The 26,536-nt window shown below is 63.4% G+C and carries 12 protein-coding genes; 8 read left to right on the top strand and 4 right to left on the bottom strand.

Features of this window, described 5'->3' with window-relative positions:
- Window positions 1-764 precede the first annotated feature (764 nt).
- Together FXO12_RS27770 and FXO12_RS27765 are read right to left on the bottom strand one after the other, a co-directional pair.
- Window positions 765-13,661, bottom strand: a complete 12,897-nt coding sequence (locus FXO12_RS27770) for a non-ribosomal peptide synthetase (RefSeq protein WP_057976984.1) — start codon at window positions 13,659-13,661, stop codon at window positions 765-767.
- A gap of 51 nt (window positions 13,662-13,712) precedes the next feature.
- The gene (locus FXO12_RS27765; RefSeq protein ID WP_057976982.1) at window positions 13,713-14,465 is read right to left on the bottom strand and encodes a thioesterase II family protein; all 753 of its coding nucleotides are present in this window, start codon (window positions 14,463-14,465) and stop codon (window positions 13,713-13,715) included.
- Window positions 14,466-14,766: 301 nt separating this feature from the next.
- On the opposite strand from FXO12_RS27765, the gene FXO12_RS27760 reads away from it, so the two are divergent.
- Window positions 14,767-15,318, top strand: coding sequence for an RNA polymerase factor sigma-70 (locus tag FXO12_RS27760; protein WP_032904207.1), 552 nt, complete (start codon window positions 14,767-14,769; stop codon window positions 15,316-15,318).
- Window positions 15,319-15,869: 551 nt separating this feature from the next.
- On the opposite strand, the gene FXO12_RS27755 is transcribed toward FXO12_RS27760, so the two are convergent.
- Together FXO12_RS27755 and FXO12_RS27750 are read right to left on the bottom strand one after the other, a co-directional pair.
- The gene (locus FXO12_RS27755) at window positions 15,870-16,658 is read right to left on the bottom strand and encodes an ABC transporter substrate-binding protein (RefSeq protein ID WP_060772684.1); all 789 of its coding nucleotides are present in this window, start codon (window positions 16,656-16,658) and stop codon (window positions 15,870-15,872) included.
- Between the two features lie 92 nt (window positions 16,659-16,750).
- The gene (locus FXO12_RS27750) at window positions 16,751-17,374 is read right to left on the bottom strand and encodes a TetR/AcrR family transcriptional regulator (RefSeq protein WP_034126813.1); all 624 of its coding nucleotides are present in this window, start codon (window positions 17,372-17,374) and stop codon (window positions 16,751-16,753) included.
- Between the two features lie 153 nt (window positions 17,375-17,527).
- On the opposite strand from FXO12_RS27750, the gene FXO12_RS27745 reads away from it, so the two are divergent.
- The 7 genes from FXO12_RS27745 to FXO12_RS27715 all read left to right on the top strand — a co-directional run bounded on the left by FXO12_RS27745 (window position 17,528) and on the right by FXO12_RS27715 (window position 26,428).
- Window positions 17,528-19,306 carry an acyclic terpene utilization AtuA family protein gene (locus tag FXO12_RS27745; RefSeq protein WP_057976974.1) on the top strand — a complete coding sequence of 593 codons (1,779 nt, stop codon included), beginning with the start codon at window positions 17,528-17,530 and terminating at the stop codon, window positions 19,304-19,306.
- A gap of 12 nt (window positions 19,307-19,318) precedes the next feature.
- Entirely contained in the window at window positions 19,319-20,191 is an 873-nt protein-coding gene (locus FXO12_RS27740) for an SDR family oxidoreductase (protein WP_034126811.1), read from the top strand.
- A 4-nt stretch (window positions 20,192-20,195) separates the two neighbouring features.
- Window positions 20,196-21,809 carry a geranyl-CoA carboxylase subunit beta gene (gene atuC, locus FXO12_RS27735; protein ID WP_054896350.1) on the top strand — a complete coding sequence of 538 codons (1,614 nt, stop codon included), beginning with the start codon at window positions 20,196-20,198 and terminating at the stop codon, window positions 21,807-21,809.
- Window positions 21,810-21,902: 93 nt separating this feature from the next.
- Window positions 21,903-23,060 carry a citronellyl-CoA dehydrogenase gene (atuD, locus tag FXO12_RS27730; protein ID WP_057976972.1) on the top strand — a complete coding sequence of 386 codons (1,158 nt, stop codon included), beginning with the start codon at window positions 21,903-21,905 and terminating at the stop codon, window positions 23,058-23,060.
- Window positions 23,057-23,818 carry an enoyl-CoA hydratase/isomerase family protein gene (locus FXO12_RS27725; RefSeq protein ID WP_057976971.1) on the top strand — a complete coding sequence of 254 codons (762 nt, stop codon included), beginning with the start codon at window positions 23,057-23,059 and terminating at the stop codon, window positions 23,816-23,818. The genes atuD and FXO12_RS27725 overlap by 4 nt, the downstream gene beginning before the upstream one ends.
- Window positions 23,819-23,927: 109 nt before the next feature.
- Window positions 23,928-25,811 (top strand): acetyl/propionyl/methylcrotonyl-CoA carboxylase subunit alpha, encoded by a 1,884-nt coding sequence (locus FXO12_RS27720; RefSeq protein WP_057976968.1) that lies wholly within the window; start codon window positions 23,928-23,930, stop codon window positions 25,809-25,811.
- 74 nt (window positions 25,812-25,885) lie between these two features.
- Complete coding sequence (locus FXO12_RS27715; protein WP_019818536.1) at window positions 25,886-26,428, top strand: exonuclease domain-containing protein; 543 nt, start codon at window positions 25,886-25,888, stop codon at window positions 26,426-26,428.
- Window positions 26,429-26,536 lie beyond the last annotated feature (108 nt).

The following is a 26,536-nucleotide window of genomic DNA, read 5'->3' as shown; positions in this document are numbered from 1 at the left end:
GATGAGCATAGGTATCTACACAACTTCGGCACGACGCTAAATCTGTGGCGAGGGAGCTTGCTCCCGTGACGGCCTGGCAGCCGACACAGATATAACTGATGCCCCGCGATCCAATGTGCGAGCTGGCTTGCCTGCGATGAGCATAGGTATCTACACAACTTTGTGGGTTGTAACAGCAGACGGTAACCACGATGCGAAGCGAGTCGCTCTTGCTCTTGATCTGCTTTTGATCTTGATCTTAAGCGCCCCGTTAAACCACGCTGGCCGGAATTCGACAGGGATTTGGGGGGTAAACCGGCAGGGATGCCGGTTTAGCCGCCCCGCGCCATGGATGGCGCGTGGCGGCGGCCCCCCAAATCACTGACGGATTACGGGCACACCGAGCCTAGGCGAGGTGCCGAGTGGTGGGGCAGGAGCCCTTTTGGTTACTTTTGGGGCTCTTTTCCAAAAGTGACCCGCTGTAAGAGCGGAACCCTAAGTGGCCGTTACCGCAGGAATGGATATGTACTCGGTCTGACACCTGTGTCGGCTGTCAGGCCGCTATCGCAGGCAAGCCAGCTCCCACAATTTGATCACGGGGCCTCAGGTAGATAGGTGTCGGCTGGCAGGCCGTCTTCGCAGGCAAGCCAGCTCCCACATTTGGATCGCGGTGCACCAGCTCGATCAGCGTCGGCTGCCAGGCCGTCACGGGAGCAAGCTCCCTCGCCACAGGTCCAGCTGTGTAGATGCTTATGCTGCAATGAGGCCCTGATAGACAACGAAGATCAAAGCCCCTCCAACTCCGCCATCAAATCACTCAACCGATCCACCTTCTCGGCACTGATCTCATTGCCTGCCACCCCCTCGATATACTCGGCCAACTCCGCCACGGTGCTGCACTCGAACATCGCCCGCAACGGCACATCGCGCTGCAGTGTCTTCTGCACCCGCGAGGCAATCTGCGTGGCCAGCAGCGAGTGCCCGCCCAGTTCGAAGAAGTTGTCCTGCACCCCGACCCGCTCGACCTTCAGCACCTCGGCCCAGATACCCGCCAACGTGGTTTCCAGTTCAGTGCACGGCGCCACATAGTCCTGATTGTGCAACTGGCCGATCTCCAGGGCCGGCAGGGCCTTGCGGTCGAGCTTGCCGTTGGCATTCAGGGGCAGGCGGTCAAGCCATAGCCAATGCAGTGGCACCATGTATTCCGGCAGTTCGGCACGCAGGCGTTGCTTGATGCGCTCCAACTGCTCGCTCGGGTCGAGTGTGGCATCGGCGGCCACCAGGTAGCCGACCAGATGTTTGCCATTGGCCCCCTCTTGCACACCCACCGCCGCGTCGCGCACGAGGGGTTGTTCATGCAGGCGCGCTTCGATTTCACCCAGTTCGATGCGGTAGCCGCGAATCTTCACCTGGTGGTCGATACGCCCGACATACTCCAGCACCCCATCGCTGCGACGCCGTGCCAGGTCGCCGGTACGGTAGAGGCGCTCACCAGGCGCGCCAAAGGGGTTGGGTACAAACACCTGGGCGGTGCGCAGCGGATCGCTGACATAGCCACGACCGACACCGGTGCCGGCGACGCACAACTCGCCCACCGCCCCTTGAGGCACCAGCTCTAAAGCGCCGTCCAGCAGGTACAAGCGGTTGTTGTCGGTCGGCGTACCAATCGGCAGGTAAGTGCCACGGGTCGACGCCAGATCGACGCGGAAGAACGCCACATCATCGGAGCATTCCGCCGGGCCGTAAGCATTCACCAGGCCAATCTGCGGGTAACGCAGCAGCCACTGATGGGCCAGCTCAGGTGGCATGGCCTCCCCGGTCGGCAACATCCAGCGCAGGCCCTCGAGGCTGATACGCTCCTGGGCCAGCATGCCCTGGATCAGCGACGGCACACTCTCCAGCACGGTGATGCCCTGTGCTTGAACATGGGCCAGCAACCCTTGCGGATCATGGGCGATGGTATTGGGCACAATGTCCACCCGTGCGCCAAACAGCGGCGCGGCGAGGAACTGCCACACAGAAATATCGAAGCTTTGCGACGCGGTCTGGGCAATCACATCGGCATCGCTCAGGTTCAGGTACGGCACCTTGCTCAACTGGTTATTGAGCATGCCACGCTGTTCGACCATCACGCCCTTGGGCAAGCCGGTGGAACCCGAGGTGTAGATCACGTAGGCAAGATTGTCCGGGCCGCTGTAGACACCGGGGTTTTCGCCACGGGCGGGCACTTCCTCCCACACCAGCAGTTGGCAATCAACCCCTTGCAGCAACTCGACGGCCTGCTCGCGGCACGCCTCGGTGCACACCAGCAGCGGCGTGCGGCTCATGTCGATGATGCGGCTCAGGCGCGGGCCGGGCAGCCCTGGGTCCAGCGGCAGGTAACCGGCACCGGCCTTGAAGCTGCCGATGATCATGCCGAGCAAGTCCAACCCACGTTCAGCCAGCAACGCCACCGGTTGGTCCAGGCCCACACCGGCCGCAATCAACGCGTGGCCCAGGCCGTTACTGCGGCGGTTCAGTTCGTCGTAGCTCCATTGCTGGTCCAGGCAACTGGCGGCGATGCGCTGCGGATGCTCTGCCACCTGGGCCTCGAACAGCTCGATGTAGCTCGTCTCCAGCGGATAGGCTCGCTCACTCTGGTTACAGCCCGCCACCAGGAATTCACGTTCCTGCTCGCCAATCAGCGCCAGCTCGGCCATGTCGCCATGGAAGCCCTGCACCAGCGCCAGCAACAGGCGCTTGAACTCAGCGAGCATGCCTTGCACGGTGCTTTCGTCGAAATAACGCTGGTCGTAGGACAGGTGCAAACCGAGGTCATCGCCGGGGTAGCACACCGCCGTCAGCGGGAAGTTGGTGTGGGTACGCCCGGAATCCGAGGTGGCGTTCAGGCTTTGTGCACGGTCCAGCACCGAGACTTCCACTGGCGCGTTCTCAAACACAAACAGGCTGTCGAACAGCGGCTGGCCTTTGGGCAATTCGCTGTGTTCCTGGATCGTCACCAACGGCAGGTATTCGTACTCGCGCAGTTGCATATTGCTGTCGAGCAAGGCGCTCAACCACTGGCGCACGCTGCAGCGCTCGCCGTCCTCGGGCAGTTTCACCCGAAGCGCAATGCTGTTGATAAACAGGCCGACGGTGCGTTGCATCTCGGGCATGTCCACCGGACGCCCGGCCACGGTGACGCCGAACAGCACGTCGCGATCGCCACTCAAACGCCGCAGCACCAGGGCCCACGCCGCCTGGGCGAAGGTGTTGACGGTGAGCTGATGCGCCTGGGCCAGTTCGCGCAACTGCGCACCGTCGCTGGCATCCAGGCGGGTGTAACAGTCGCCCACCACCATGCCGCCGCTGCCACCGGCGTGTTCGCGCAGGAACGGGCGGTCACTCGGGATCGGCGTGGCGCGCTCGAAGCCTTGCAAGTTTTGCTGCCACCACTGGCGCGCCTCGTTGAGGTCCTGGCGTTGCAGCCAGGCAATGTAGTCGCGATAGCGCGGCGGCGTCGCCAGTTGCGCATCGCGGCCTTCGCCCAGGGCTGTGTAGATATCGAAGAAGTCATTCATCAGCAGCGAACGGCACCAGGCATCGATCAGGATGTGGTGGTTGCTCATCATGAACCAGTAGCGCGCCTCGCCCACGCGAATCAGGCGCAAGTGGAAAGGCGCCTGGTTGAGCAGGTCAAAACCGGCTTCGCGTTCGGCCTTGAGCAAGGCTTGCAGACGCGGCTCCTGCTGATCCTGCGGGTCGGCGCTCCAGTCCAGGTACTCGATCGGCGTACTGCCGGGCTTGTGGATCACTTGCAGCATGTCTTCGCCGACGTTCCAGCAGAACGAGGCGCGCAAGGCCTCGTGGCGGGCAATCACCGCTTGCCAGGCCTGGGCAAAACGCTCCGGGTCCAGGGCGCTGTTGATGCGATAGCGGTCCTGCATGTAATACAGGCCGGTGCCGGGCTCCAGCAGGGTGTGCAGCAGCAAGCCTTCCTGCATCGGAGTCAGCGGGTAGACGTCTTCGATGGCGCTGGCCGGTACTGGCAAGGCGTCCAGTTGCACCTGGGTCAGGCGCGCCAGGGGGAAGTCGGACGGCGTGAGGCCACCGGCATCGTCCTGCAGGCAATGGGCGATAAGGCTGTGCAATTCGCCCAGGTAGGCCTCGGCCAGATCGCGAATCACCTGCTGATCATGCCGCTCACGGCTGAACGTCCAGCGTAGCACCAGCTCGCCGCCGTAGACTTGGCTGTCGATGCTCAGTTCATTGGGCAACGGCGCATCCGGGTCATGGGCCAGGCCGGCGGATTCCTCCAGCGGGTGGAACAGCGCGTCAGTGCCAAAGCTCTGGTCGAACTGACCCAGGTAGTTGAAGGTGACCTGCGCGCTCGGCAATGCGGCCATGCTCTGCTTGCACAGGTCATCGGCCAGGTAACGCAGCACGCCATACCCCAAACCTTTATGGGGCACGCCACGCAGTTGCTCCTTGATCGCCTTGATCGAGTCGCCCTGCTCGGCCTGCGGCGTCAGACGCAACGGATAGGCACTGGTGAACCAGCCCACGCTGCGGGTCAGGTCGATATCATCGAACAAGGTTTCGCGGCCATGGCCTTCCAGTTGGATCAGTGCCGAGGCCTGCCCGCTCCAGCGGCACAGTACGCGGGCCAAGGCGGTCAGCAACAGGTCGTTGACCTGGGTGCGATAGGCACTCGGCGCCTGTTGCAGCAACTGCCGGGTGCGCTCGGCATCCAGGCGCACGCTGACCGTTTCGGCATCGCTATTGCGCCGTGCGCCTTGGGGACGCTGTACTGGCAAGGCCACGGTGGGGCCAGCTAGTTGCGCTTGCCACAGGCTCAGCTCTTCGCGCAGTGACTCACTGTGGGCATAGGCTTGCAAACGTGCAGCCCAATCACGCAGCGCGCTGGTTTTGGCCGGCAGGCTGACGGACTGGCCTTCACTGAGTTGGCGATAAACATTTTGCAGGTCTTCCAGCAGGACGCGCCACGACACGCCGTCCACCACCAGGTGATGGATGGCGATCAGCAAGCGCTGCTGGCCTTGCGGCCCGTCCACCAGCAAGGCGCGCAGCAGCGGCCCCTGTGCCAGGTCGAGGCTGCGCTGAGTGTCGGTGAACAACGCCGTGCACGCCTGCATGTCACGCACCTGCGCCTGCAGCAGCACGCCGCCTTCCGGCACGCCCAGGTGTTCGGCATGCCATTGCGCATCGCGCGGGGTAAAGCTCAAGCGCAGCGCGTCGTGGTGTTCCAGCACCGCCAGCAGCGCTTGCTCCAGGCGATGGGCATCGAGCAGTTGCAGTGGCTTGAGCACCAATGCCTGGTTCCAGTGCTGGCGCGCCGGGATATCGGTGTCGAAGAACCAGTGCTGAATCGGCGTGAGGCCCGAGGGGCCGGTCAGCAGCCCTTGCTCGGCGATGACGCGTTCCGAGCGGGTGGCCACGGCAGCCAGGCTCTGAACCGTCTGGTGCTGGAACAGGTCACGGGGGCTGAAATGAATCCCGGCCTGGCGCGCACGGCTCACCACCTGGATCGACAGGATCGAGTCGCCGCCCAGTTCAAAGAAGTTATCGTCGAGGCCCACTTGCTCCACGTTCAGCACCGCGCACCAGATGGCGGCCAGGCTGTGTTCCAGCTCGCTGCGCGGCGCCACGTAGGCTTGGCGATTGGCCTCTGGGTCCGGCTCAGGCAAGGCGCGGCGGTCGAGCTTGCCGTTGGCGGTCAGCGGCATGCTCTGCAGCACGATCAGATGCGCGGGCACCATGTAGTCCGGTAGTTGCGCCTTGAGGTGCGCCTTCAACGCGTCGCGCAAGGCGGCGTGCTCGGCATCGCTGACCAGGTACGCCACCAATTGCTTGCCGCTCGGCGCATCCAGTGCCAGCACCACCGCTTCGCGCACAGCGTCATGTTCGAGCAAGCGCGTTTCGATTTCGCCCAGCTCGATGCGAAAACCGCGGATCTTCACCTGATGGTCGATGCGCCCCAGGTACTCCACCAGGCCATCGGCGCGTTGGCGTACCAAGTCGCCTGTGCGGTACAGGCGCCCGCCCTTGCCAGCAAACGGGTCTGCGACAAAGCGCTCCGCCGTCATCCCCGGCCGCTGGTGATAACCCTGGGCCAGGCCGGCGCCGCCGATGTACAGCTCACCGCTGACGCCCTGGGGCACCAGCGCCAGGTCGGCGTCGAGAATGTAGGCCACGCGCTCGCCGACGATGCTGCCGATCGGTACGCTGCCTGCGCCCTCCTCCAACTGCTCGGGCGCCAGGCTGGCCAGGGGCATCACCACGGTTTCGGTGGGGCCGTAGGCGTTGAAGAACAACTGGGGCGTGAACGCTGCGCGGATGCGTTGCAGGTGTTCGCCGGTCAAGGCTTCGCCACCGGTGATGCACATGCGCACCGGCAGCGTCTGTTGCTGGGTCGCCAGCCACTGCGCCAACTGGCTGCCGTAGCTGGGGGTGAAACCGAGCACATTGATGCGATGGGTACGGATCAGCGCGCAGATTTCCTCCGCATCCCACTGGCCCTGGGCGCGCAATACCACCCGCGCCCCGCACAGCAGCGGCACCAGCAAACGCTCGGTGGCAGCGTCGAAGTTGATCGAGTAAAAGTGCAGCTCGCAGTCATCCGGGCGCATATCAAAGCGCTCGATCACTGCCTGACAATGCATGGCGATCTCACCGTGGGACACCACCACGCCTTTGGGCTTGCCCGTGGAGCCCGAGGTGTAGATGAGGTACGCCTGGTGTTGTGCCAGACTCACGAACGGCAGCGCTTCGGCGGGGTAATTCGCCAGCACCGGCGAGTCATCCTCCAGGCACCAGCACGCCACCGTCGCCGGCAATTGGCCAAGGGCTTCGAACAGCGCCGCATCACTGAGCAGCAGGCCGATGTCACTGTCTTCGATCATGTAATGCAGGCGGTCCAGCGGGTATTCCGGGTCCAACGGCACATAGGCACCGCCGGCCTTGAGGATCGCCAGCAAACCGATGACCATTTCCAGCGAACGCGGCAGCGCCAGGCCCACGCGCACCTGCGGGCCCACGCCACGCTCGCGCAGCATCCAGGCCAGGCGGTTGGCACGCTCATCCAGTTGCGCATACGAGAGGGTCACACCGGCAAAGGTCAGCGCCGGGGCATCCGGCCGCTGGCTGGCCTGCTGGCTGAACAGTTGATGGATGCACTGGTCGAGGCGATGCTCGCCCTTCTCCACCCCCAGGCTGTCTTGCAAGGCGCGTTGTTCATACGCGCTAAGCAACGGCAATTCGCTGAGGCGCTGGCCAGGATCGGCGACCAACGCTTCAAGCAAGTTGCGCCAATGCTCGGCCATACGCGCAATACGCGCCTCGTCGAACAGGTCGGTGCTGTAGGTCAGGCAGCAACCCAGGCGATGGTCGAGGTCGGTGACTTCCAGGTTGAGGTCGAACTTGGTCGCCCGCGCATCGTTGGCCAGGTACTCCACGGTCATGCCAGCCAGTTGGCGGCTTTGCTGGAACTCCCAGCGCTGCACGTTGCACATCACCTGGAACAACGGGTTGTACGCCGCGCTGCGCGGCGGTTGCAGGGCTTCCACCAGATGGTCGAACGGCAGGTCCTGATGGGACTGGCCCTCGATCACGGTATGGCGCACCTGCTCGAACAGCTCGCTGACCCGCATTTGCCCAGTGAGCTGGCAACGCAGCACCTGGGTATTGAGGAACGCGCCAATCAAGCCTTCGCTTTCCGGGCGGATACGGTTGGCCACTGGCGCGCCGATGCGCAGGTCGGTCTGGCCGCTGTAGCGGTAGAGCAACACCGCCAGGGTCGCGGTCATGGTCATGAACAGCGTGAGGCCGTGCTGGGCGTTGAAGGCACGTACGCGGGCGGCCAGCTCATCGCTCAAATCAAACCGGTACAGCTCGCCCCGATGGCTTTGCACCGGTGGCCGCGGACGGTCGCCGGGCAGTTCCAGCAATGGGTGTTCGTTGCCCAGTTGGGCGGTCCAGTAGTCCAGCTGACGCTGGCGCTCACCGGCTTCCATCCACTGGCGTTGCCACACGCTATAGTCGAGGTACTGCACCGGTAACGCTGGCAGCGGTGAGTCGCGCTCGTCGATAAAAGCTTCGTACAAGGCGCTGAGTTCACGGGCAAAGATGTCCATGGCCCAGCCTTCGGTAACGATATGGTGCAGGGTCAGCACCAGGTAATGTTCCTGCTCGCCGGCCTTGACTAGGCAGGCGCGCAAAAGCGGCCCGGTTTCCAGGTTGAACGGCGTGTGCGCCTCGACATCGGCCAGTTGCTGCAAACGCTGCTGGCGCTGCGGCTCATTCAGCGCGGAGAAATCCTGCCAGTCCATGCGCACATTGGTTTGCGCCGAGACCTTTTGACAGGCCACACCATCGACACTTGGGAAAGTGGTGCGCAGGGTTTCGTGACGCATGATCAAGGCCTGCAAGGCGGCCTCGAAACGCCCCACATCCAGCACGCCGCGCAGGCGCGCCATGCCGCCGACGTTGTAGGCCGGGCTGTCCGGTTCCATCTGCCAGAGGAACCACATGCGCTGCTGGGAATAGGACAAAGGGACCGGCTGGCTGCGGTCGACTTTGGCGATGGCAGTCTGTTGGTTGCGCTGGCCCGCCGCCTGCATCAGCCCGACCTGCTGGGCAAAATCGCCCAGCTCGCTGGCTTCGAACAGCGTGCGCAGGGGCAGTTCGACGTCGCAGGCCTGGCGGGTGCGGGAGATGATTTGCGTGGCCAGCAACGAGTGCCCGCCGAGTGCGAAAAAGTCATCGCGCAGGCCGATGCGTGGCAGGCCAAGCACCTCGCGCCAGATCGCGGCGATTTGCAGCTGCAAAGGTGTGTGCGGTTCGACGTGTTCGCGGGTTTGCCATACCGGCTCTGGCAAGGCACGCCGGTCGAGCTTGCCGCTGGGGCTCAGGGGCATGGCGTCAAGGCGCATCAGCAGCGCGGGCACCATGTACTCCGGCAACTCGGCGGCCAGGGCGGTTTTGACCCTTTGCTCATCCAGTTCGGTGTCGGCGGTGTAGTAGCCGATCAACTGTGCATCACGCACCAGCACCACGGCCTGGGCAACGCCTACCTGGGCCAGCAGGCGCGCTTCGATTTCTTCCGGCTCCACCCGGAACCCCCGCAGTTTGACCTGCTGATCGAGGCGTCCGAGGTATTCGAGCACGCCATCGGCGTTCCAGCGCGCACGGTCACCGGTGCGATACAAGCGGGTGCCCGCCGCGCCCAGCGGGTCGGCGACAAAACGTTCGGCTGTCAGCCCGGCACGGCCCAGGTAACCCCGCGCCAGGCCGATACCGCCGATGCACAGTTCGCCCGGCACACCGGCCGGCAACGGGTTGAGCTGCTCGTCCAGTACGCGGCAGATCACATTGCCCAACGGCCGGCCAATCGGCGAGCGCTCGCCATCCGAGGCGGCGCACTGCCAGTGGGTGACGTTGATCGCGGTTTCGGTCGGGCCATAGCGGTTGTGCAATTGCACCGCTGGCAAGCGCGCCAGTACGCGGTTACGCAGTTCGGCGGGCAAGGCTTCGCCGCCGGAGAACAGGCGACGCAGGCTGGTGCATTCGGCCACCAGCGGCTCGTCGATAAACAGCTGCAACAGCGGCGGCACGAAGTGCAGCGTGGTCACCCCGTGTTCCTGCACAAGCTGCGCGATGCGGTGCGGGTCGCGATGTTCGCCCGGCCCGGCCAATACCAAGCGGCAGCCGGTAATCAATGGCCAGAAGCATTCCCACACCGACACGTCGAAACTGATCGGCGCCTTTTGCATCAGCACATCGGTTTCGTTCAGTTGATAGGTGGCCTGCATCCACTGCAAACGCTCGGCCAGGGCGCCGTGGGTGTTGCCCACGCCTTTGGGTTGGCCGGTGGAACCGGAGGTGTAGATCACGTAGGCGAGGTTATCGCCGTGCAGGTGCAAGCCTGGCGCCTGGGTCGGCCAGCTGTCGAGGTGCAGGCTGTCCATGGCAATCACGCACACGCCTTCGGCGCTGGGCAGTTGGGGCAGCAACGCGGTCTGGGTGAGCAGCAGTTGCACGCCGCTGTCCTTGAGCATGTAGGCCAGGCGTTCGGCGGGGTAATCCGGGTCCAGCGGCACGTAGGCGCCACCGGCCTTGATGATGGCGAGCAGGCCGATCAGCAGTTGCGGCGAACGCTCGGCGGCGATGGCCACGCACACGTCCGGGCCGACGCCTTTGTCGCGCAGGTAATGGGCCAGGCGGTTGGCCTGGGTGTGCAATTGGGCGAATGTCAGGCTGCCGTCCTGCCAGACCAATGCGGTGGCGTCCGACGTCTGCTGATTGAGCAGCTCGGGCAGCCAGTGCCGGGCCGGCGCGCAGGGGGCTTCGCTCCAGGGTTGCTGTTCGTCAGCCTGCATCAACGGCAGATCGCCGATGGCGTGTTGTGGTTGCGTACACACAGCTTGAAGTAGATGGATGAAGTGCTCGGCCAGACGCTGGATGGTCGCGCAATCGAACAGCTCGTCGGCGTAGTCGAACGACAGGCTCAAGCGCCCATTGCGGTCTTCTTCGCTGTGCAGTTGCAGGTCGAACTTGGCTTCGCGGCTGTGCCAGGGCAACTCTTCGGCCAGCAGGCCCGGCAGGCGGCGCAAGGCACTGAGGTCGCGCTGCTGGTGGTTGAACATGACCTGGAACAGGCCCTGTTCGCGGGCCTGGGGGAAGGCTTCCAGCAGTTGTTCGAAGGGCAGGTCCTGATGGGCCTGGGCGGCCAATGTGGTCTCGCGAGTGGCGGCCAACAGTTGGTTGAACGGCAGGCGCCCGTCCAGCTCGGCGCGCAGCACCAGGGTGTTGATAAAGAAGCCGATCAGGCCCTGGGTTTCATGGCGTGGGCGGTTGGCATTGGGCACGCCGATACGGATGTCGCGCTGGCCGCTGTAGCGATAGAGCAAGGTCTGGAACGTCGCCAGCAGCAGCATGAACGGTGTTGAGTCATGGGCCTGGGCGGTCTGGCGGATCGCCGCACTGAGGCGCGCATCCAGGCGCTGGCGATGGCGCGAGGCGCTGTGCCGATGCTGGGCTGCACGCGGGTGATCGGTGGCCAGGTTCAGGGCCGGATGCTCGTCACCCAACTGCGCTTTCCAGTACGTCAGCTGTCGCTGGCCCTCGCCTTCGGCCAGCCATTGGCGCTGCCAGCTGCCGTAGTCGGCGTATTGCAAGGCCAGCTGCGGCAGCTCCAGAGACTGGCCTTGGGCGGCAGCGGCGTACAGGCGCGAGAACTCGTCGATCAGGATATTCAGCGACCAACCGTCAGCAATGATGTGGTGCAGCGTCACCAGCAGTTGGTGCTCTTCATCGCCCAGGCGCACCAGGGTAACCCGAAGCAACGGGCCTTTTTCCAGGTCGAACGGGCTGCGCGCCTGGTCTTCGCGAACCTCTTGCGCACGGGCTTCGCGCTCGGTGTTGGGCAGGTCACTGAGGTCGATGATCGGCAGTTCGAAATCCGCCGTAGCCTCGACACGCTGGAACGCCTGGCCGTCGCGCTCGTAGAAGCGCGTGCGCAGGGCTTCGTGACGCTGGATCAGTTGCTGGAAGCTGTGGCGCAGTGCGTCTTCATCCAGCTCGCCGCGCAGGTGCAAGGCGCCTGGAATGGTGTAGGCACTGCTGTGAGGGTCCAATTGCCAGGTGATCCACAGGCGGTTCTGTGCCAGGGATTGGGGCAGGTCTTCTTGACGTGACAGCACGTGGATTGCGCCTTGGGCCACGCCGCCATCCTGTTGCAGTTGCGCGACGGCCGTGGCGAAGGCGGCGAGGGTCGGCGCTTCGAACAGCAGGCGCAGGCTCAGTTCCAGCCCCAGGCTTTCGCGCAGGCGGGCGACCACTTGGGTCGCGGTGATGGAGTTGCCCCCCAGCAGGAAAAAGTGATCGTCGCCCGCCACATGAGCCAGTTGCAGTTGTTCGCACCAGATCGCCGCGATCTGCCGTTGCAGGTCCGATTCCAGCGCCACTTCGCTCGCCTGCCCCGGCTGCCCGGGGAACTGCGCGTAGCTGTCGAGGCTGCCATCGGCATGCCGAATCGCACAGGCCGCACGCTGCACTTTGCCGCTGGAGGTCTTCGGCAAAGCGCCTGGGTTGAGCAGCACCACCACGCTCGGAGCTTGCTGGCAGGCCTCGGCCACGGCTTGGCGGATCGCTTTGATCAGCGCTTCGGGCGGCAGGATTTTCTGCACGCTGCGGCTGATTTCCGCGGCGATGCCGATGCCTTCCAGGCCCTGGTCATTGACCGCAAACGCGGCGACCCGACCCTTGCGCACCACTTCCACTTCGCGCTCGATGGTCTGTTCGATGTCCTGGGGGTAAAGGTTGTGGCCGCGCACGATCAGCAGGTCTTTCAGGCGCCCGGTGATGTACACCTCACCGTCGCGGATAAAACCCAGGTCACCGGTGCGCAACCAGGTGCGGCCAGCGTGCTGGATGAAGGTCTTGGCGCTGGCTTGCGGGTTGCGCCAGTAGCCGTGGGCGATGCTCGGGCCCGTGGCCCAGAGTTCGCCGACGCACTGGTCGGGCAGCTCGGTGAGGGTGTGCGGGTCGGCGATCAGCACGGCGTGGTCCGGCTGGCTGGTGCCGCAACTCATGATCGCAGGGCCCTGCCCCGGTTCGGCACGGTTGGCGGCCAGCGCCTGTTCGTCCAGGCGCAGGGCGGGAATGCCACGGCCACGGGTACCGCCGGCGACAAACAGGGTGGCTTCGGCCAGGCCGTAGGAGGCGAAGAAATTATTCGGCGTGAAACCACAGGCCGCGAATTTTTCCGCGAAGCGTTCCAGGGTGTCGAGGCGGATTGGCTCGGAACCCGAATAGGCGACGCGCCAGCGACTCAAATCCAGGCGTTCCAGGGCCGACTCACTGACCCGTTCGCTGCACAGGCGGTAGGCGAAGTCCGGGCCACCGCTGATGGTGCCGCCGTATTCGCTGATCGCCTCCAGCCAGCGCAAAGGTCGGCCAAGGAAGTAGGCCGGCGACATCAACACGCAGGGCACGCCGCTGAAGATCGGTTGCAGCAGGCCGCCGATCAGGCCCATGTCGTGGTACAGCGGCAACCAACTGACGATCACGTCATCGGGGTTGAGGTCGATGCCAAAACCACGGCGGATCAGCACTTCGTTGGCCACCAGGTTGCCGTGGCTGACTTGCACGCCCTTGGGCAATGCGGTGGAGCCGGAGGTGTATTGCAGGAACGCGATGTCGTCGGCCTTGAGGTCGGGCTCGACCCACTGGTCGGCCTGCTGCGCCTCCAGGGTGTCGACGCTCAACACCTTGGGCGCGTTTTCAATCTGCGCCAGGCCCTCGCTGAGGCTGGCAATGGTCAACAGCAGCCGCGGCTCGGCATCGCTGATGATCGACAGCAGGCGCTCCTGGTGATGACGACGCGTGGATTCCGGTGGATACGCCGGCACCGCGATCACCCCGGCGTACAGGCAACCAAAGAACGCCGCCACATAGTCCGGGCCACTCGGGAACAGCAACACCGCACGCTCGCCCAGGCCAGCGTTGGCTTGCAAGGCGGCGGCGATGGTGCGGGCGCGTTGGTCGAGGTCGCGATAACTGAGCACCACACTGTGCTCGGCACTCTCGGCGAGGAAGCGCAACGCCACCTGGTCCGGCGTCTGCGCAGCACGCTGTTGAAGGGACTGGACCAGGGTGCGAGGGAGTTCGAAGGCGTCCATCATGGGGTTCCTGCCTGAAATCGGCTTACGGGAAATTCGGGAAGTCGGTGGAGTTCAGCCGGCGACGAGCTGCCGCGTCGCACCAATGCGCCAGCGCGCCAAGTGCTCGTCGGCATAGCGACGCACGCAGCGCAGCACGGCGCTTTCGTGCTGCACGAGGAAGAAGTGATGGCCGTCAAACATGTCCAGGGAAAACCCACTGGCGGCGTCGAGTTGCCAGTCGAGCAACTGGTCGGCACGCACGCTGTCTTGCTTGCCACCGAACACGTGAATCGGCAGCGTCAGAGGCTGACGCTCGCCATAGGTGAAACTGCCGCACAGCAGGAAATCAGCGCGCAGGATCGGCAACATCAGTTGCATCAGCTCGGGGTTGGCCAGGGCTTCTTCGGCGGTGCCCTGCAATTCGCGCAGCCGGGCAATGAGTTGGGCATCGGTCTTTTCGACGGCGTACTCGCTCACATCACGACGCGCCGGGCCCGCCGTGCCGGACACGAACAACGCCAGGGGCGCGGGCAGATTGCGCGCGTTTAAAGCGTGAGCCAATTCAAACGCCAACAACCCGCCAAGGCTGTGGCCGAACAAGGCATAGGGGCCATCGAGATCACGGCTGATTTCTTCAGCAAGCTGCGCGGCCAAGGCCTTGATATCGCGCTGCAATGGCTCGTCCATGCGCATGCCGCGTCCCGGCAATTCCAGCGGGCACACTTGCAGCCAGTCCGGCAGGACCCGGCGCCAGCGAGCGTAGACCGAGGCGCTGGCGCCTGAGTGGGGCAGGCAAAACAGGCGCAGCCGCAGGGACGTACTCATCCCGCGAGGACTCCGAACTGAAACACGCTGAATGCACGATAAAAACCCATCTGGTCCTCCTGCGGGTGCTGATCCTTGGCCGTTGTACTAACGAACCTGTCACCCATGAGAACGGACGGAGCCTTCAAATAATTAGTCGCCGGGGGCGAGCGAGACGTGGTTCACACCTTTGCCCAAGGCATAAGATTAGTTCGTCTTCTCATTTGACAATCATTATCATTAAGCATAATTTGTTGCCCGATATGTAGGAGGCCTCAGCAGGGATGCCCTCCCCTAACCTATTCGCAGCAAGGTGATTTCCATGACGGAACAAGTATCCACAGGCAGGTGCGATTCACCCCTTCTCCAGGCGTTCGTCGACAATCGACTGATTTTGGTGAAGATCGCGGCCCGTATCACCGGGTGCCGCTCCCGCGCCGAAGACGTGGTGCAGGACGCCTACTTCCGGCTGCAGTCGGCGCCGACCATCACCTCATCGTTCAAGGCCCAACTGAGTTATCTGTTTCAGATCGTGCGCAACCTGGCGATCGATCATTACCGCAAGCAGGCCCTGGAGCTCAAATACTCCGGGACCGAAGAGGAAGGCTTGAATGTGGTTATTCACGGCGCTTCACCGGAAACCTCGCACATCAATTTCAACACCCTGGAAAACATCGCCGACGCCCTGACGCAACTGCCCCAGCGCACCCGCTACGCGTTCGAGATGTACCGCTTGCATGGCGTGCCGCAAAAAGACATCGCCAAGGAGCTTGGGGTGTCTCCGACCTTGGTGAACTTCATGATTCGCGATGCGCTGGTGCATTGCCGCAAGGTGTCGGGCAGTCATAGCGATACGTTTGCGCGGCGGGTTTAATGCAGCGCCGACATATGTGGGTAAGGGCTCCACGGAAACTACGATGCGAAGCGAGCCGCTCTTGATCTTGATCTGCTTGTGATCTTGATCTGCTTGTGATCTTGATCTGGCTTTTGATCTTAGGCGCCCCGTTAAACCACGCTGGCCGGAATTCGACAGGGATTTGGGGGGTAAACCGGCAGGGATGCCGGTTTAGCCGCCCCGCGCCATGGATGGCGCGTGGCGGCGGCCCCCCAAATCACTGGCGGATTACGGGCACACCGAGCCTAGGCGAGGTGCCGAGTGGTGGGGCAAGAGCGTTTTGCTTACTTTTGCGCTTTTCAAAAGTGAGCCGCTGTAAAAGCGGAACCCTAAGTAGCCGTTACCGCAGGAATGGATATGTACACGGTCCAACTGTGTTGACTGTCAGGCCGCCACCGCAGGCAAGCCTGGTTCCACATTTTGACTGTGGGGTGTCAGGTAGATAGGTGTCGGCTTTCAGGCCGTCATCGCAGTCAAGCCAGCTCCCACAGTTGACCCCCCGAGCCCGAAGGATTTTACTTACTAAGACCTCAGGGCACCGGCGTCACATCAATACGATACGGCTCAAAAATCTTCAGCATCTGGCCACTGTCGCGCAGACGCTTGAGCAGTTCGGCAAACGCCGGACCAGTGATCGGTGCCTTGGGCCGCAACAACGCATAGTGGTGATACACCTGGTCAATACGCTCCGACACCAAAAACTGCCCCGCCATGTCTGCGTTGCGCACCATGAAATCACTCAGGTACGAACGGGTAACCAGCGCAATATCCGCACGCCCACGAGCAACCATCAGCAGATTACTGTCATGGGAATAGGTCAACGTCGCATTGAAACGCTCGGCCATGTTCTTGGGATCGGGATTGAAGTCGGCAAAGGCATAGTGATACCCGCTGAATACCGCCAGGCGCTTACCGGTGAGGTCGGTGAAGTAGCTCTGGTCGCGCCCGGGTTGACGCTGGGCAACGAATATTTCCGCATCTTCCAGCCCCATATCAACACTGGTATGGGCAATATTCTGCCAACCCCAGGACGGGTTTTCGAAGATGGCCATGTCGACCCGGCCTTGCTCGAAGTCACGAAAACGCCGGGGGATCGAGGTAGGCACCACCACGAACTGGTAATCCGTTTGCGCAGCGTTCAACGCCTCGACCAATTGCGGCAGCAACCCGGTGTCGGCGCCTTGTTCAGGGCGTACGGTGTAGGGCGGAAAATGCGCCGCGCCGATTCTCACCAACTGCGCGGCACCGGCCGGCGTCCACGCGGCGGTGCCCAGTGCCCATAAAGTAAGTCCTGCAGCCAGCCGCCATGGCGAAAACATCGAGGCACGCACCGTTGAAGAGTTCAATGCCGATAAGCTAGGCGTTTTTACTGGGGGAGACAACTTTCGCCAGCAAATTAATAACTTGCGCCTCAGTCCGACTTCAGCACCATCAACAAGGCCTCTTCGGCCAACTCCTCAAGGGTCAGGCTGCCTTGGGCACGAAACCAGGTGGTGGTCCAGGATAAGGCCCCGGTGAGGAAGCGCCGGGTAATAAACACATCGCCCCGGATGTAGCCAGCGGCCTTGGCCTCGCCCAGTACCTGCAACCAGATCTGCTCATACACGTCACGCAGGGCCAGCACGTGCGCCTGGCCTTCGGCCGACAGCGAGCGCCATTCGTAGACCAGCACCGCCATGGCCTCGCCACTGCCGCCCATGATCGACTGCAACTCGCAGCGGATCAGCGCCAGCACGCGTTCGCGCACCGTGCTCGCCTCCTCCAGTGAAGCGCGCATCATCGCGGTGTTGTAATGGATGGTTTCCTCCATCACGGCACGCAATATCTCATCCTTGCTCTTGAAGTGATGAAAGATGCTGCCGGACTGGATGCCCACGGCGCTGGCCAGATCTCGCACGGTGGTGCGCTCGAAACCCTTGTTGCGAAACAGATGAGCTGCGGTTTGCAGCAACTTGCCGCGGGCGCTCTCGGGGTCCGTCAATTGGCCACCATCGACCATGGTGCGCATCACCCCCAGGGCTTTGTGCTCATCCATGCTGCTCTCCTTCACGTCTACTGTCGTCTTGGCCGGCAATTTAGGCCGTGACTGCCACCCAAGCAAGCGCTTGGGTAAAACTTGTGACTGGAGTTTACAAACCAAGCGCTTGCTTGGTAGTCTCGGCACCAGCCCTTGGAGGAAGGATTTCTCATGAGCAAGACGGTACGTATCGGCTGCGCCAGCGCCTTCTGGGGCGACACCTGCACCGCCGCCGCCCAATTGGTGCAGGGCGGTGCCTTGGATTACCTGGTGTTCGATTACCTGGCGGAAGTCACCATGTCGATCCTCGCCGGTGCCCGCCTGAAAGACCCCAAGGCCGGTTACGCCACGGATTTTGTCGAGGTGCTGACACCCCTGCTGGCGGATATCCAGCGCCAGGGCATCCGGGTGATCAGCAATGCCGGTGGTATCAACCCCCAAGCCTGCGCCGCCGCCCTGCAAGCGGCCTGCGATAACGCCCACACCCCGCTGAAAATCGCCGTGTTGCTCGGCGATGACCTGCACCCTCAACTCAAACAGCTGCCACCTGTCACCGACCTGTACAACGGCGCCCCACTGCCGCCTCTGTGCGTGTCCGCCAACGCCTACCTCGGCGCACCGGGCATTGCCCAGGCTCTGGGGCTCGGCGCTGATATTGTCATCACCGGCCGGGTGGTCGACAGCGCAGTGGTCAGCGCGGCACTGGTGCATGAATTCAATTGGTCATGGCAGGACTACGATCACCTGGCCCAGGCCGCCCTGGCCGGGCATATCATCGAATGCGGCGCCCAATGCACCGGCGGTAACTTCACCGACTGGCGTGACGTGCCCGACTACGAACACATCGGCTTCCCTATCGTCGAAGTCAGCGCCGACGGCCAGTTCACCGTCAACAAGGTCGAAGGCAGCGGCGGGCTGATCAGCGAACTCAGCGTGGCCGAACAACTGCTGTATGAAATCGGTGACCCGCGCGCCTATGTGCTGCCGGACGTGATCTGCGATTTCAGCCAGGTCAAACTGCAGCAACAAGGCAAACACGCGGTGCGCCTGCACGGCGCCAAGGGCCTGCCACCCACCGACCAGTACAAGGTCAGCGCCACTTACCCCGATGGCTTTCGCTGCACCGCCAGTTGCCTGCTCGCCGGCATCGACGCGGTGGCCAAGGCCGAGCGGGTCAGCCAGGCGCTCATCAACAAGACTTCGGAGCTGTTCAGCCAGCGCGGCTGGGCGCCCTACACCGACGTCAACATCGAACTGCTCGGCAGCGAAGCCACCTACGGCGCCCACGCCCGGCGTGCGGATTGCCGCGAAGTGGTGGTGAAGCTGGCGGTGCGGCATCCGAACAAGCAGGCGCTGGTACTGTTCGCTCGCGAGATCGCCCAGGCGGCCACCGGCATGGCACCGGGGCTGACCGGCATTGTGGGCGGGCGACCGACGGTGTATCCGCTGATTCGGCTGTTTTCGTTCCTGGTCGACAAATCACGGTGTAGCGTCGCCATCGAGTACCAAGGCCAACGTCATGCCGTCGAGCTGCCCGTCTCCGCGCCTCTGCTCACGCCGGCTGTGCCCATCGAGCCGGCCAAGCCGGAGGGCCGTGCCGATGCCAGTGTGCCGCTGGTGAAACTCGCCGTGGCGCGCTCAGGTGACAAGGGCAACCACAGCAATATCGGCGTGATCGCTCGCCACCCTGACTACCTGCCGTGGATCGCCGAAGCCCTGACCCCGGAGGTGATCGTCGACTGGATGGACCACGTGCTCGACCCGATCCATGGCCGCGTCGAACGCTGGTACTTGCCCGGCAGCCACAGCCTGAATTTCCTGCTGGAGAATGCCCTGGGCGGCGGCGGTATCGCCAGCCTGCGCATCGACCCGCAAGGCAAAGCCTTCGCTCAGCAACTGCTGGAAATCCCCATCGCCGTGCCGCAATACATTGCCGATCAACTCACCTAAAGGACCGTCGCCGTGGCCTTCGACTCGATCTTCAAAGCCGACCTGTTCAAGGGGCAAACCGTGATTGTCACCGGAGGCGGCAGTGGCATTGGCCGCTGCACCGCCCATGAGCTGGCGGCCCTTGGTGCCTGCGTGATCCTGGTGGGGCGCAAGCCAGAAAAACTGCAGAAGGTCGCGGCGGAAATTGCTGAAGATGGCGGCGTCGCCCATTGGCATGCCTGTGACATTCGTGAGGAAGAGGCGGTGAAAGCGCTGGTCACGCAGATCCTGCACGACCACGGCCCCATCCATGGCCTGGTGAATAACGCGGGCGGCCAATACCCGTCGCCACTGGCGGCGATCAATCAGAAGGGCTTTGAAACCGTACTGCGCACCAACCTGGTGGGCGGTTTCCTGATGGCGCGGGAAGTGTTCAACCAGTCGATGAGCAAGCACGGTGGCGCGATCGTCAACATGCTCGCCGACATGTGGGGCGGCATGCCCGGCATGGGCCACTCCGGCGCGGCGCGCTCCGGCATGGACAACGTCACCAAGACCGCCGCGTTTGAGTGGGGCTATGCCGGGGTGCGCGTCAACGCCGTGGCGCCTGGCTGGATTGCCTCCAGCGGCATGGACACCTACGAAGGCGCGTTCAAGGCGGTGATTCCCACCCTGCGTGAGCATGTACCGCTCAAGCGCATCGGCACCGAGTCGGAAGTCAGCGCGGCCATCGTCTTCCTGCTCAGCCCGGCTGCGGCCTTTATCAGCGGTAGCACCCTGCGCATCGACGGCGCCGCCAGCCTGGGCAGCCGCGCATGGCCGCTGCACAAGGCGCAGGCGCCGAGCGAGCCATTCAACGGGTTCCACCGCGCCTACCTGCCGGATGTACTCAAGGCGGAGCAATAACGCCATGCCTGTCATTGAAACCATGATCGAGCCTAACAGCCCAGCGTTCGCGCAAAACCGCGAAGCCATGCTGGCGTCCATTGCCCAGCTACGTCAACTGGAACACACCCTGCTGGCCAAGGCCCAGGAAGCCAAGCCCAAGTTCGACAAGCGCGGCCAATTGCTGCCCCGTGAGCGCCTCAACCTGCTGCTGGACCCCGGCGCGCCTTTCCTGGAGCTGGCCAGTCTGGCCGGCTACAAACTCCACGACGACAAGGACGGTAGCGCCGCCGGTGGCGGGCTGATCGCTGGTATCGGCTATGTCAGCGGCGTGCGCATGCTGGTGGTGGCCAACAACAGCGCGATCAAAGGCGGCACCATTTCCCCCTCCGGGCTGAAAAAATCCCTGCGCCTGCAACAGATCGCCATGGAGAACAAACTGCCAGTGGTGACCCTCGCCGAAAGCGGCGGCGCCAACCTCAACTACGCAGCCGAGATTTTCGTCGAAGGCGCGCGCAGCTTTGCCAACCAGGCACGCATGTCCGCCATGGGCTTGCCGCAGATCACCGTGGTGCACGGCTCGGCGACGGCCGGCGGTGCGTATCAGCCGGGGCTGTCGGATTACGTGGTGGTGGTGCGCGGCAAGGCCAAGCTGTTCCTCGCCGGGCCACCGTTGCTCAAGGCCGCCACTGGCGAAGTCGCCACCGATGAAGAACTGGGGGGTGCGCAGATGCACGCGCAAACCGCCGGCACCGCTGAGTACCTGGCCCAAGACGATGCCGACGGCGTGCGCATCGTGCGTGAAATTGTGGGCCTGCTGCCCTGGAATGATCGCTTGCCGCACGCGCCACCCCGCGCCTATCGCGAACCGCTGTACCCGATTGAAGAGCTGTTGGGGCTGATCCCCGATGACCCGAAAAAGCCCTATGACGTGCGCGAAATCCTGGCGCGCCTGGCCGACGGTTCCAACCTGCTGGAATTCAAGGGCGAGTTCGACCCCCACACCGTCTGCGCCCATCTGCATATCCAGGGGCGCGCCGTGGGAGTGATCGGCAATAACGGCCCCATCACCCCAAAGGGCGCGAGCAAGGCCGCGCAGTTTATCCAGCTGTGCGACCAGAGCCGTACGCCGCTGCTGTTCTTGCATAACACCACCGGCTTCATGGTGGGCACCGAGTCGGAACAGCAAGGGGTGATCAAGCACGGCGCGAAGATGATCCAGGCGGTGGCCAATGCCCGCGTGCCTAAACTCACCATCGTGGTCGGGGGTTCCTACGGTGCCGGCAACTACGCCATGTGCGGCCGCGGCCTGGACCCGCGCTTTATCTTCGCCTGGCCCAACAGCCGTACTGCGGTGATGGGCGGCGCACAGGCCGGCAAAGTGCTGCGCATTGTCACCGAGGCCAAGCAACTCAAGGACGGCCTGGTGCCCGACCCCAAGGTGCTCGACATGCTCGAACAGGTCACCGCGCAGAAGCTCGACAGCCAGTCCACCGCCCTCTACGGCAGCGCCAACCTGTGGGACGACGGGCTGATTGATCCACGGGATACCCGCACCTTGCTCGGGTTTGTGCTGGATATCTGTCACGAAGCCGAACTGCGGCAACTGCAACCGAACAGCTTTGGCGTGGCGCGCTGAACGTTCCCACGCTCCACGTGGGTGATCGTTCCCACGCTCCGCGTGGGAATGCAAACCAGGACGCTCCGCGTCCCAACAGGGAGAACAATAAAAATGATCTTCACCCAGGAACACCAGGAACTGCGCCGCACCGTGCGCGCCTTCGTCGACCGCGAGATCAACCCGTACGTGGATGAATGGGAAAAAGCCGGGCGCTTCCCCATTCACGAAATCTTCCGCAAGGCCGGCGACCTCGGCCTGCTGGGCATCTCCAAACCGGAAAAATTCGGCGGCATGGGCCTGGACTACAGCTACTCCATTGTCGCCGCCGAAGAGTTCGGCATCATCCGCTGCGGCGGCATCCCCATGTCCATTGGTGTGCAGACCGATATGTGCACTCCGGCCCTGGCGCGCTTCGGCTCCGATGAACTGCGCGAAGAGTTCCTGCGCCCGGCCATCAGCGGCGAACAAGTGGGCTGCATCGGCGTCTCGGAAACCGGCGCCGGCTCCGACGTGGCCGGGCTCAAGACCCATGCGCGCAAGGACGGCGACGACTACGTGATCAATGGCAGCAAGATGTGGATCACCAATTCGCCCAGCGCTGACTTCATCTGCCTGCTGGCCAACACCTCGGACGACAAGCCGCACATCAACAAATCCCTGATCATGGTGCCGATGAACAGCCCCGGCATCAGCGTCAGCCCGCCGTTGGAAAAACTCGGCATGCACAGCTCCGAGACCGCCCAGGTGTTTTTCGACGGCGTGCGCGTACCGCAACGCAACCGCATCGGCCACGAAGGCGCGGGCTTCATGATGCAGATGTTGCAGTTCCAGGAGGAACGCCTGTTTGGCGCGGCCAATATGATCAAGGGCCTGGAGTACTGCATCGACAGCACCATCGAATACTGCAAGGAGCGCCAAACCTTCGGCAAGGCGTTGATCGACAACCAGGTGATCCACTTCCGCCTGGCGGAACTGGCCACCGAAATCGAATGCCTGCGCGCCTTGGTCTACCAGGCCACCGAGCAGTACATCAAGGGCCAGGATGTCACGCGGCTGGCCTCCATGGCCAAACTCAAGGCCGGGCGCCTGGGCCGTGAGGTCAGCGACAGTTGCCTGCAATATTGGGGCGGCATGGGCTTCATGTGGGACAACCCGGTGGCCCGCGCCTATCGCGACGTGCGCCTGGTGTCGATTGGCGGCGGTGCCGACGAAATCATGCTGGGCATCATCTGCAAACTGATGGGCACCCTGCCCGGTAAAAAGCCATGAGCACCTTGCTGCTAGAAGCCCACAACGGCGTGCTGCATATCACCCTCAACCGGCCCGAATGCCGCAATGCAATGAGCCTTGAAATGGTCAATGAGCTGCGCGCGGTACTGGCGCAGTTGGACAGCCAGGTGCGCGCCGTGGTGATCAGCGGCGCGGGCGGGCATTTTTGCGCGGGGGCCGATGTGAAGGATCTGGTCAGCGCGGGGGATCAACTGCAAACGTTGAACCGCGCATTTGGCACCTTGCTGCAAGAGGTGCAGGCACTGACACCCGTGGTGATCGCGGTGCTGCAAGGCGCGGTGCTGGGCGGTGGGTTCGGGCTGGCGTGCGTGAGTGATATTGCGATTGCAGAGGGCCAGGCGCAGTTCGGCTTGCCCGAGACCCGCCTGGGCTTGTTGCCGGCGCAGATTGCGCCGTTTGTGGTCAAGCGTATTGGCCTTACTCACACGCGGCGCCTGGCGCTGACGGCGGCGCGGTTTGATGGGGTGGAGGCTGGGCGGCTGGGAGTGGTGCATTTTGTCGAGCACGACGCCCAGGCATTGGCGCAGCGGGTGGATGAGGTATTGGGGCAGGTGTTGCAGTGTGCGCCGGGGGCGAACGCACGGACTAAAGCGCTGTTGCTGGCCAGTGTGGATGAGCCCCTTGAGGCCGTGCTGGATCGCGGGGCGCAGTGGTTTGCCGAGGCGGTGAGGAGTGAAGAAGGGGTCGAGGGGACGCAGGCGTTTGTGCAGAAGCGAAAGCCGAGTTGGTCTCGATGACGCCATCGCAGGCAAGCCAGCTCCCACAGGGGGAGACATTTCAAATGTGGGAGCTGGCTTGCCTGCGAAGAAGCCCCAACACACGCCACATCCACCAAGGGATAACCCAATGCCCGCATTCACCAAGATCCTGATCGCCAACCGCGGTGAAATCGCCTGCCGCATCCAGCGCACTGCCCAGGCCCTCGGCTACCGCACCGTGGCCGTGTACAGCGACGCGGATACCGATGCCCTGCACGTGCAGATGGCCGACGAAGCCGTACACATCGGCCCGGCGCCCGTCCACCAGTCCTACCTGAACACAGAGGCCATCCTCGCCGCCGCCCAACTGACCGGCGCCGACGCCATTCACCCCGGCTACGGCTTCCTCTCGGAAAACCCCGACTTCGCCCGCGCCTGCCAGCAGGCCACGCTCACCTTCATCGGCCCCAGCGCCGAGGCGATCGAACTGATGGGCAGCAAACGCCTGTCCAAACTCGCCATGCTCGACGCCGGCGTACCTTGCATCGCCGGTTATCAAGGCAGTGCCCAGGACGATGCCACCCTGCAACGGGAAGCCGAACGCATCGGCTTCCCACTGATGATCAAGGCCAGCGCCGGTGGCGGTGGGCGTGGCATGCGCCTGGTGCACCAGCGCGAACAGCTGCTGGAGCAACTGCGCACCGCACGCTCGGAAGCCATGAATGCGTTCGGCAGCGACGAGTTGATCCTCGAACAGGCGCTGATCGACCCGCGCCACGTGGAAGTGCAGCTGTTCGGCGACAGCCATGGCAACCTCATTTACCTCGGCGAACGCGACTGTTCGATACAGCGCCGCCATCAGAAAGTCATTGAAGAAGCGCCCTGCCCCGTGATGACGCCCGATCTGCGCCAGGCCATGGGCGAAGCCGCGCTCAAGGCCGGGCGGGCGGTGAGCTATGTAGGTGCCGGCACCGTGGAGTTTCTGCTCGACCGCAACGGCCAGTTTTATTTCCTGGAAATGAACACGCGCCTGCAAGTCGAACACCCCGTCACCGAGATGATTACCGGCCTCGACCTGGTGGACTGGCAGTTGCAGATCGCCGCCGGCCAACCGCTGCCACTCACCCAATCACAGGTGACCCTGACCGGCCACGCCATGGAAGTACGCCTGTACGCCGAAGACCCGGCCCAGGGCTTCCTGCCGCAAACCGGTGACGTGTTGCGTTGGGAACCAGCCCCCGGCGTACGCATCGACCATGGATTGCTTGAAGGCCAAACCGTCAGCCCGTTCTACGACCCGATGCTGGGCAAGATCATCGCCCACGGCGCCAGCCGCGAAGAAGCCCGGCGAAAACTGCTGCGGGCCGTGGAAGACAGCGCATTGCTGGGCGTGGCGACCAACCAGCGTTTGCTCATCGACCTGCTCAAGCACCCGGACTTTATCAATGGCGACTTCAGCACGGGGTTGATCGCCGAACACTTCAGCGTCATCCCACAGCAGACGGCGACCGCTGAACAGCTCAAGCTGGCCGCCGCGCTGTTTTATCAACACAGCGCCAACCAGCACACCCAAACACTTGCGCGCTGGCGCAATACGGCGAGTGTCCCGGTAACGTACCGTCTGGAGGCCAACGGCCAACTCCACAGTGTCAGCGTTGACGACCTGCAACTCACCACCGACGGCCGCCACGCCAGCCTGGTCATCAAGGGGGTCCGCCGCCGCATCGCTTATCACTTGGACGGCAACCGGCTATGGCTACCAGGGCTGAATGTCACAGACCGCACCCAGCAAGTCGCCAGCCGCCAGGCCGACGCCAGCAGCGGCACGGTCCAGGCGCCCATGGACGGCGCCATCGTCGATATACGGGTGTGCGTCGGTGAGACCGTCAGCAAAGGCCAACTGTTGCTGGTGCTCGAAGCGATGAAAATGGAGCACCCGTTGGAGGCCGGCATCGATGGCACCGTCAAGGAGATGCGCGTCATGACGGGCGACCAGGTGCGCAACCGTCAGGTTTTGCTGGAGATCGAATAACGCCCCTAGGCGGAACTACAGGGCCGGGCTACGCTCTATCCCCATCAGGAAGGGACGAGTACGGGAACCTGCACATGCCTCATTGGCTGATTATTGACCTTGAAGCCACAACGGATGACGGCGGCTGGCCCGTGACAGAGATGGAAGTCATCGAGATCGGCGCCAGCCTGGTCAACCGCCAGGGCCGCGAACTGGACCACTTCCAGCGCTTTGTGCGGCCCTTGCGCCGGCCATTGCTGACACCCTTTTGCCGCAAACTCACCCATATCACCCAGGCCAATATCGACATGGCCGCGCCGATCACCGAGGTGTGGCCGCTGTTCGAGCGCTGGCTGGGCCAACATCAGCCACGCCTGGAAGGCTGGGCCAGTTGGGGTGACTATGATCGCGTGCAGCTTGAGCTGGAGTGGCAGCGCCATGGCCTCGCTAGCGCCTTGGGCGACACCCCGCATGTGAACCTCAAGCAACGCTTTGCCAAGGCCCGGCGCCTGGACAAGCCGCTGGGGCTCAATGGTGCGCTGCAATTGGCCGGAATGCAGTTCAATGGCCAGCAGCATCGCGCCCTGGAGGATGCACGCAACACCGCACGCCTGCTGCCGCTGATATTGCCGGTCTAGGCAGCGTCCACAGCCTTGGGCATACTGGCCAGCCATTTTCCTTTGATGCTGCCCACCTGCACCAACGAAATCCTGTGGCGAGCAAGCTTGCTTGCGCTGGGGTGCGAA

Origin of the sequence: Pseudomonas sp. J380 (genome assembly GCF_009827115.1) — a bacterium.
In the GTDB taxonomy this organism is placed as follows: Bacteria; Pseudomonadota; Gammaproteobacteria; order Pseudomonadales; family Pseudomonadaceae; genus Aquipseudomonas; species Aquipseudomonas paracarnis.
The sequence above is the reverse complement of the archived record's forward strand: the minus strand, read 5'-3'. Positions and strand labels throughout refer to the sequence as shown.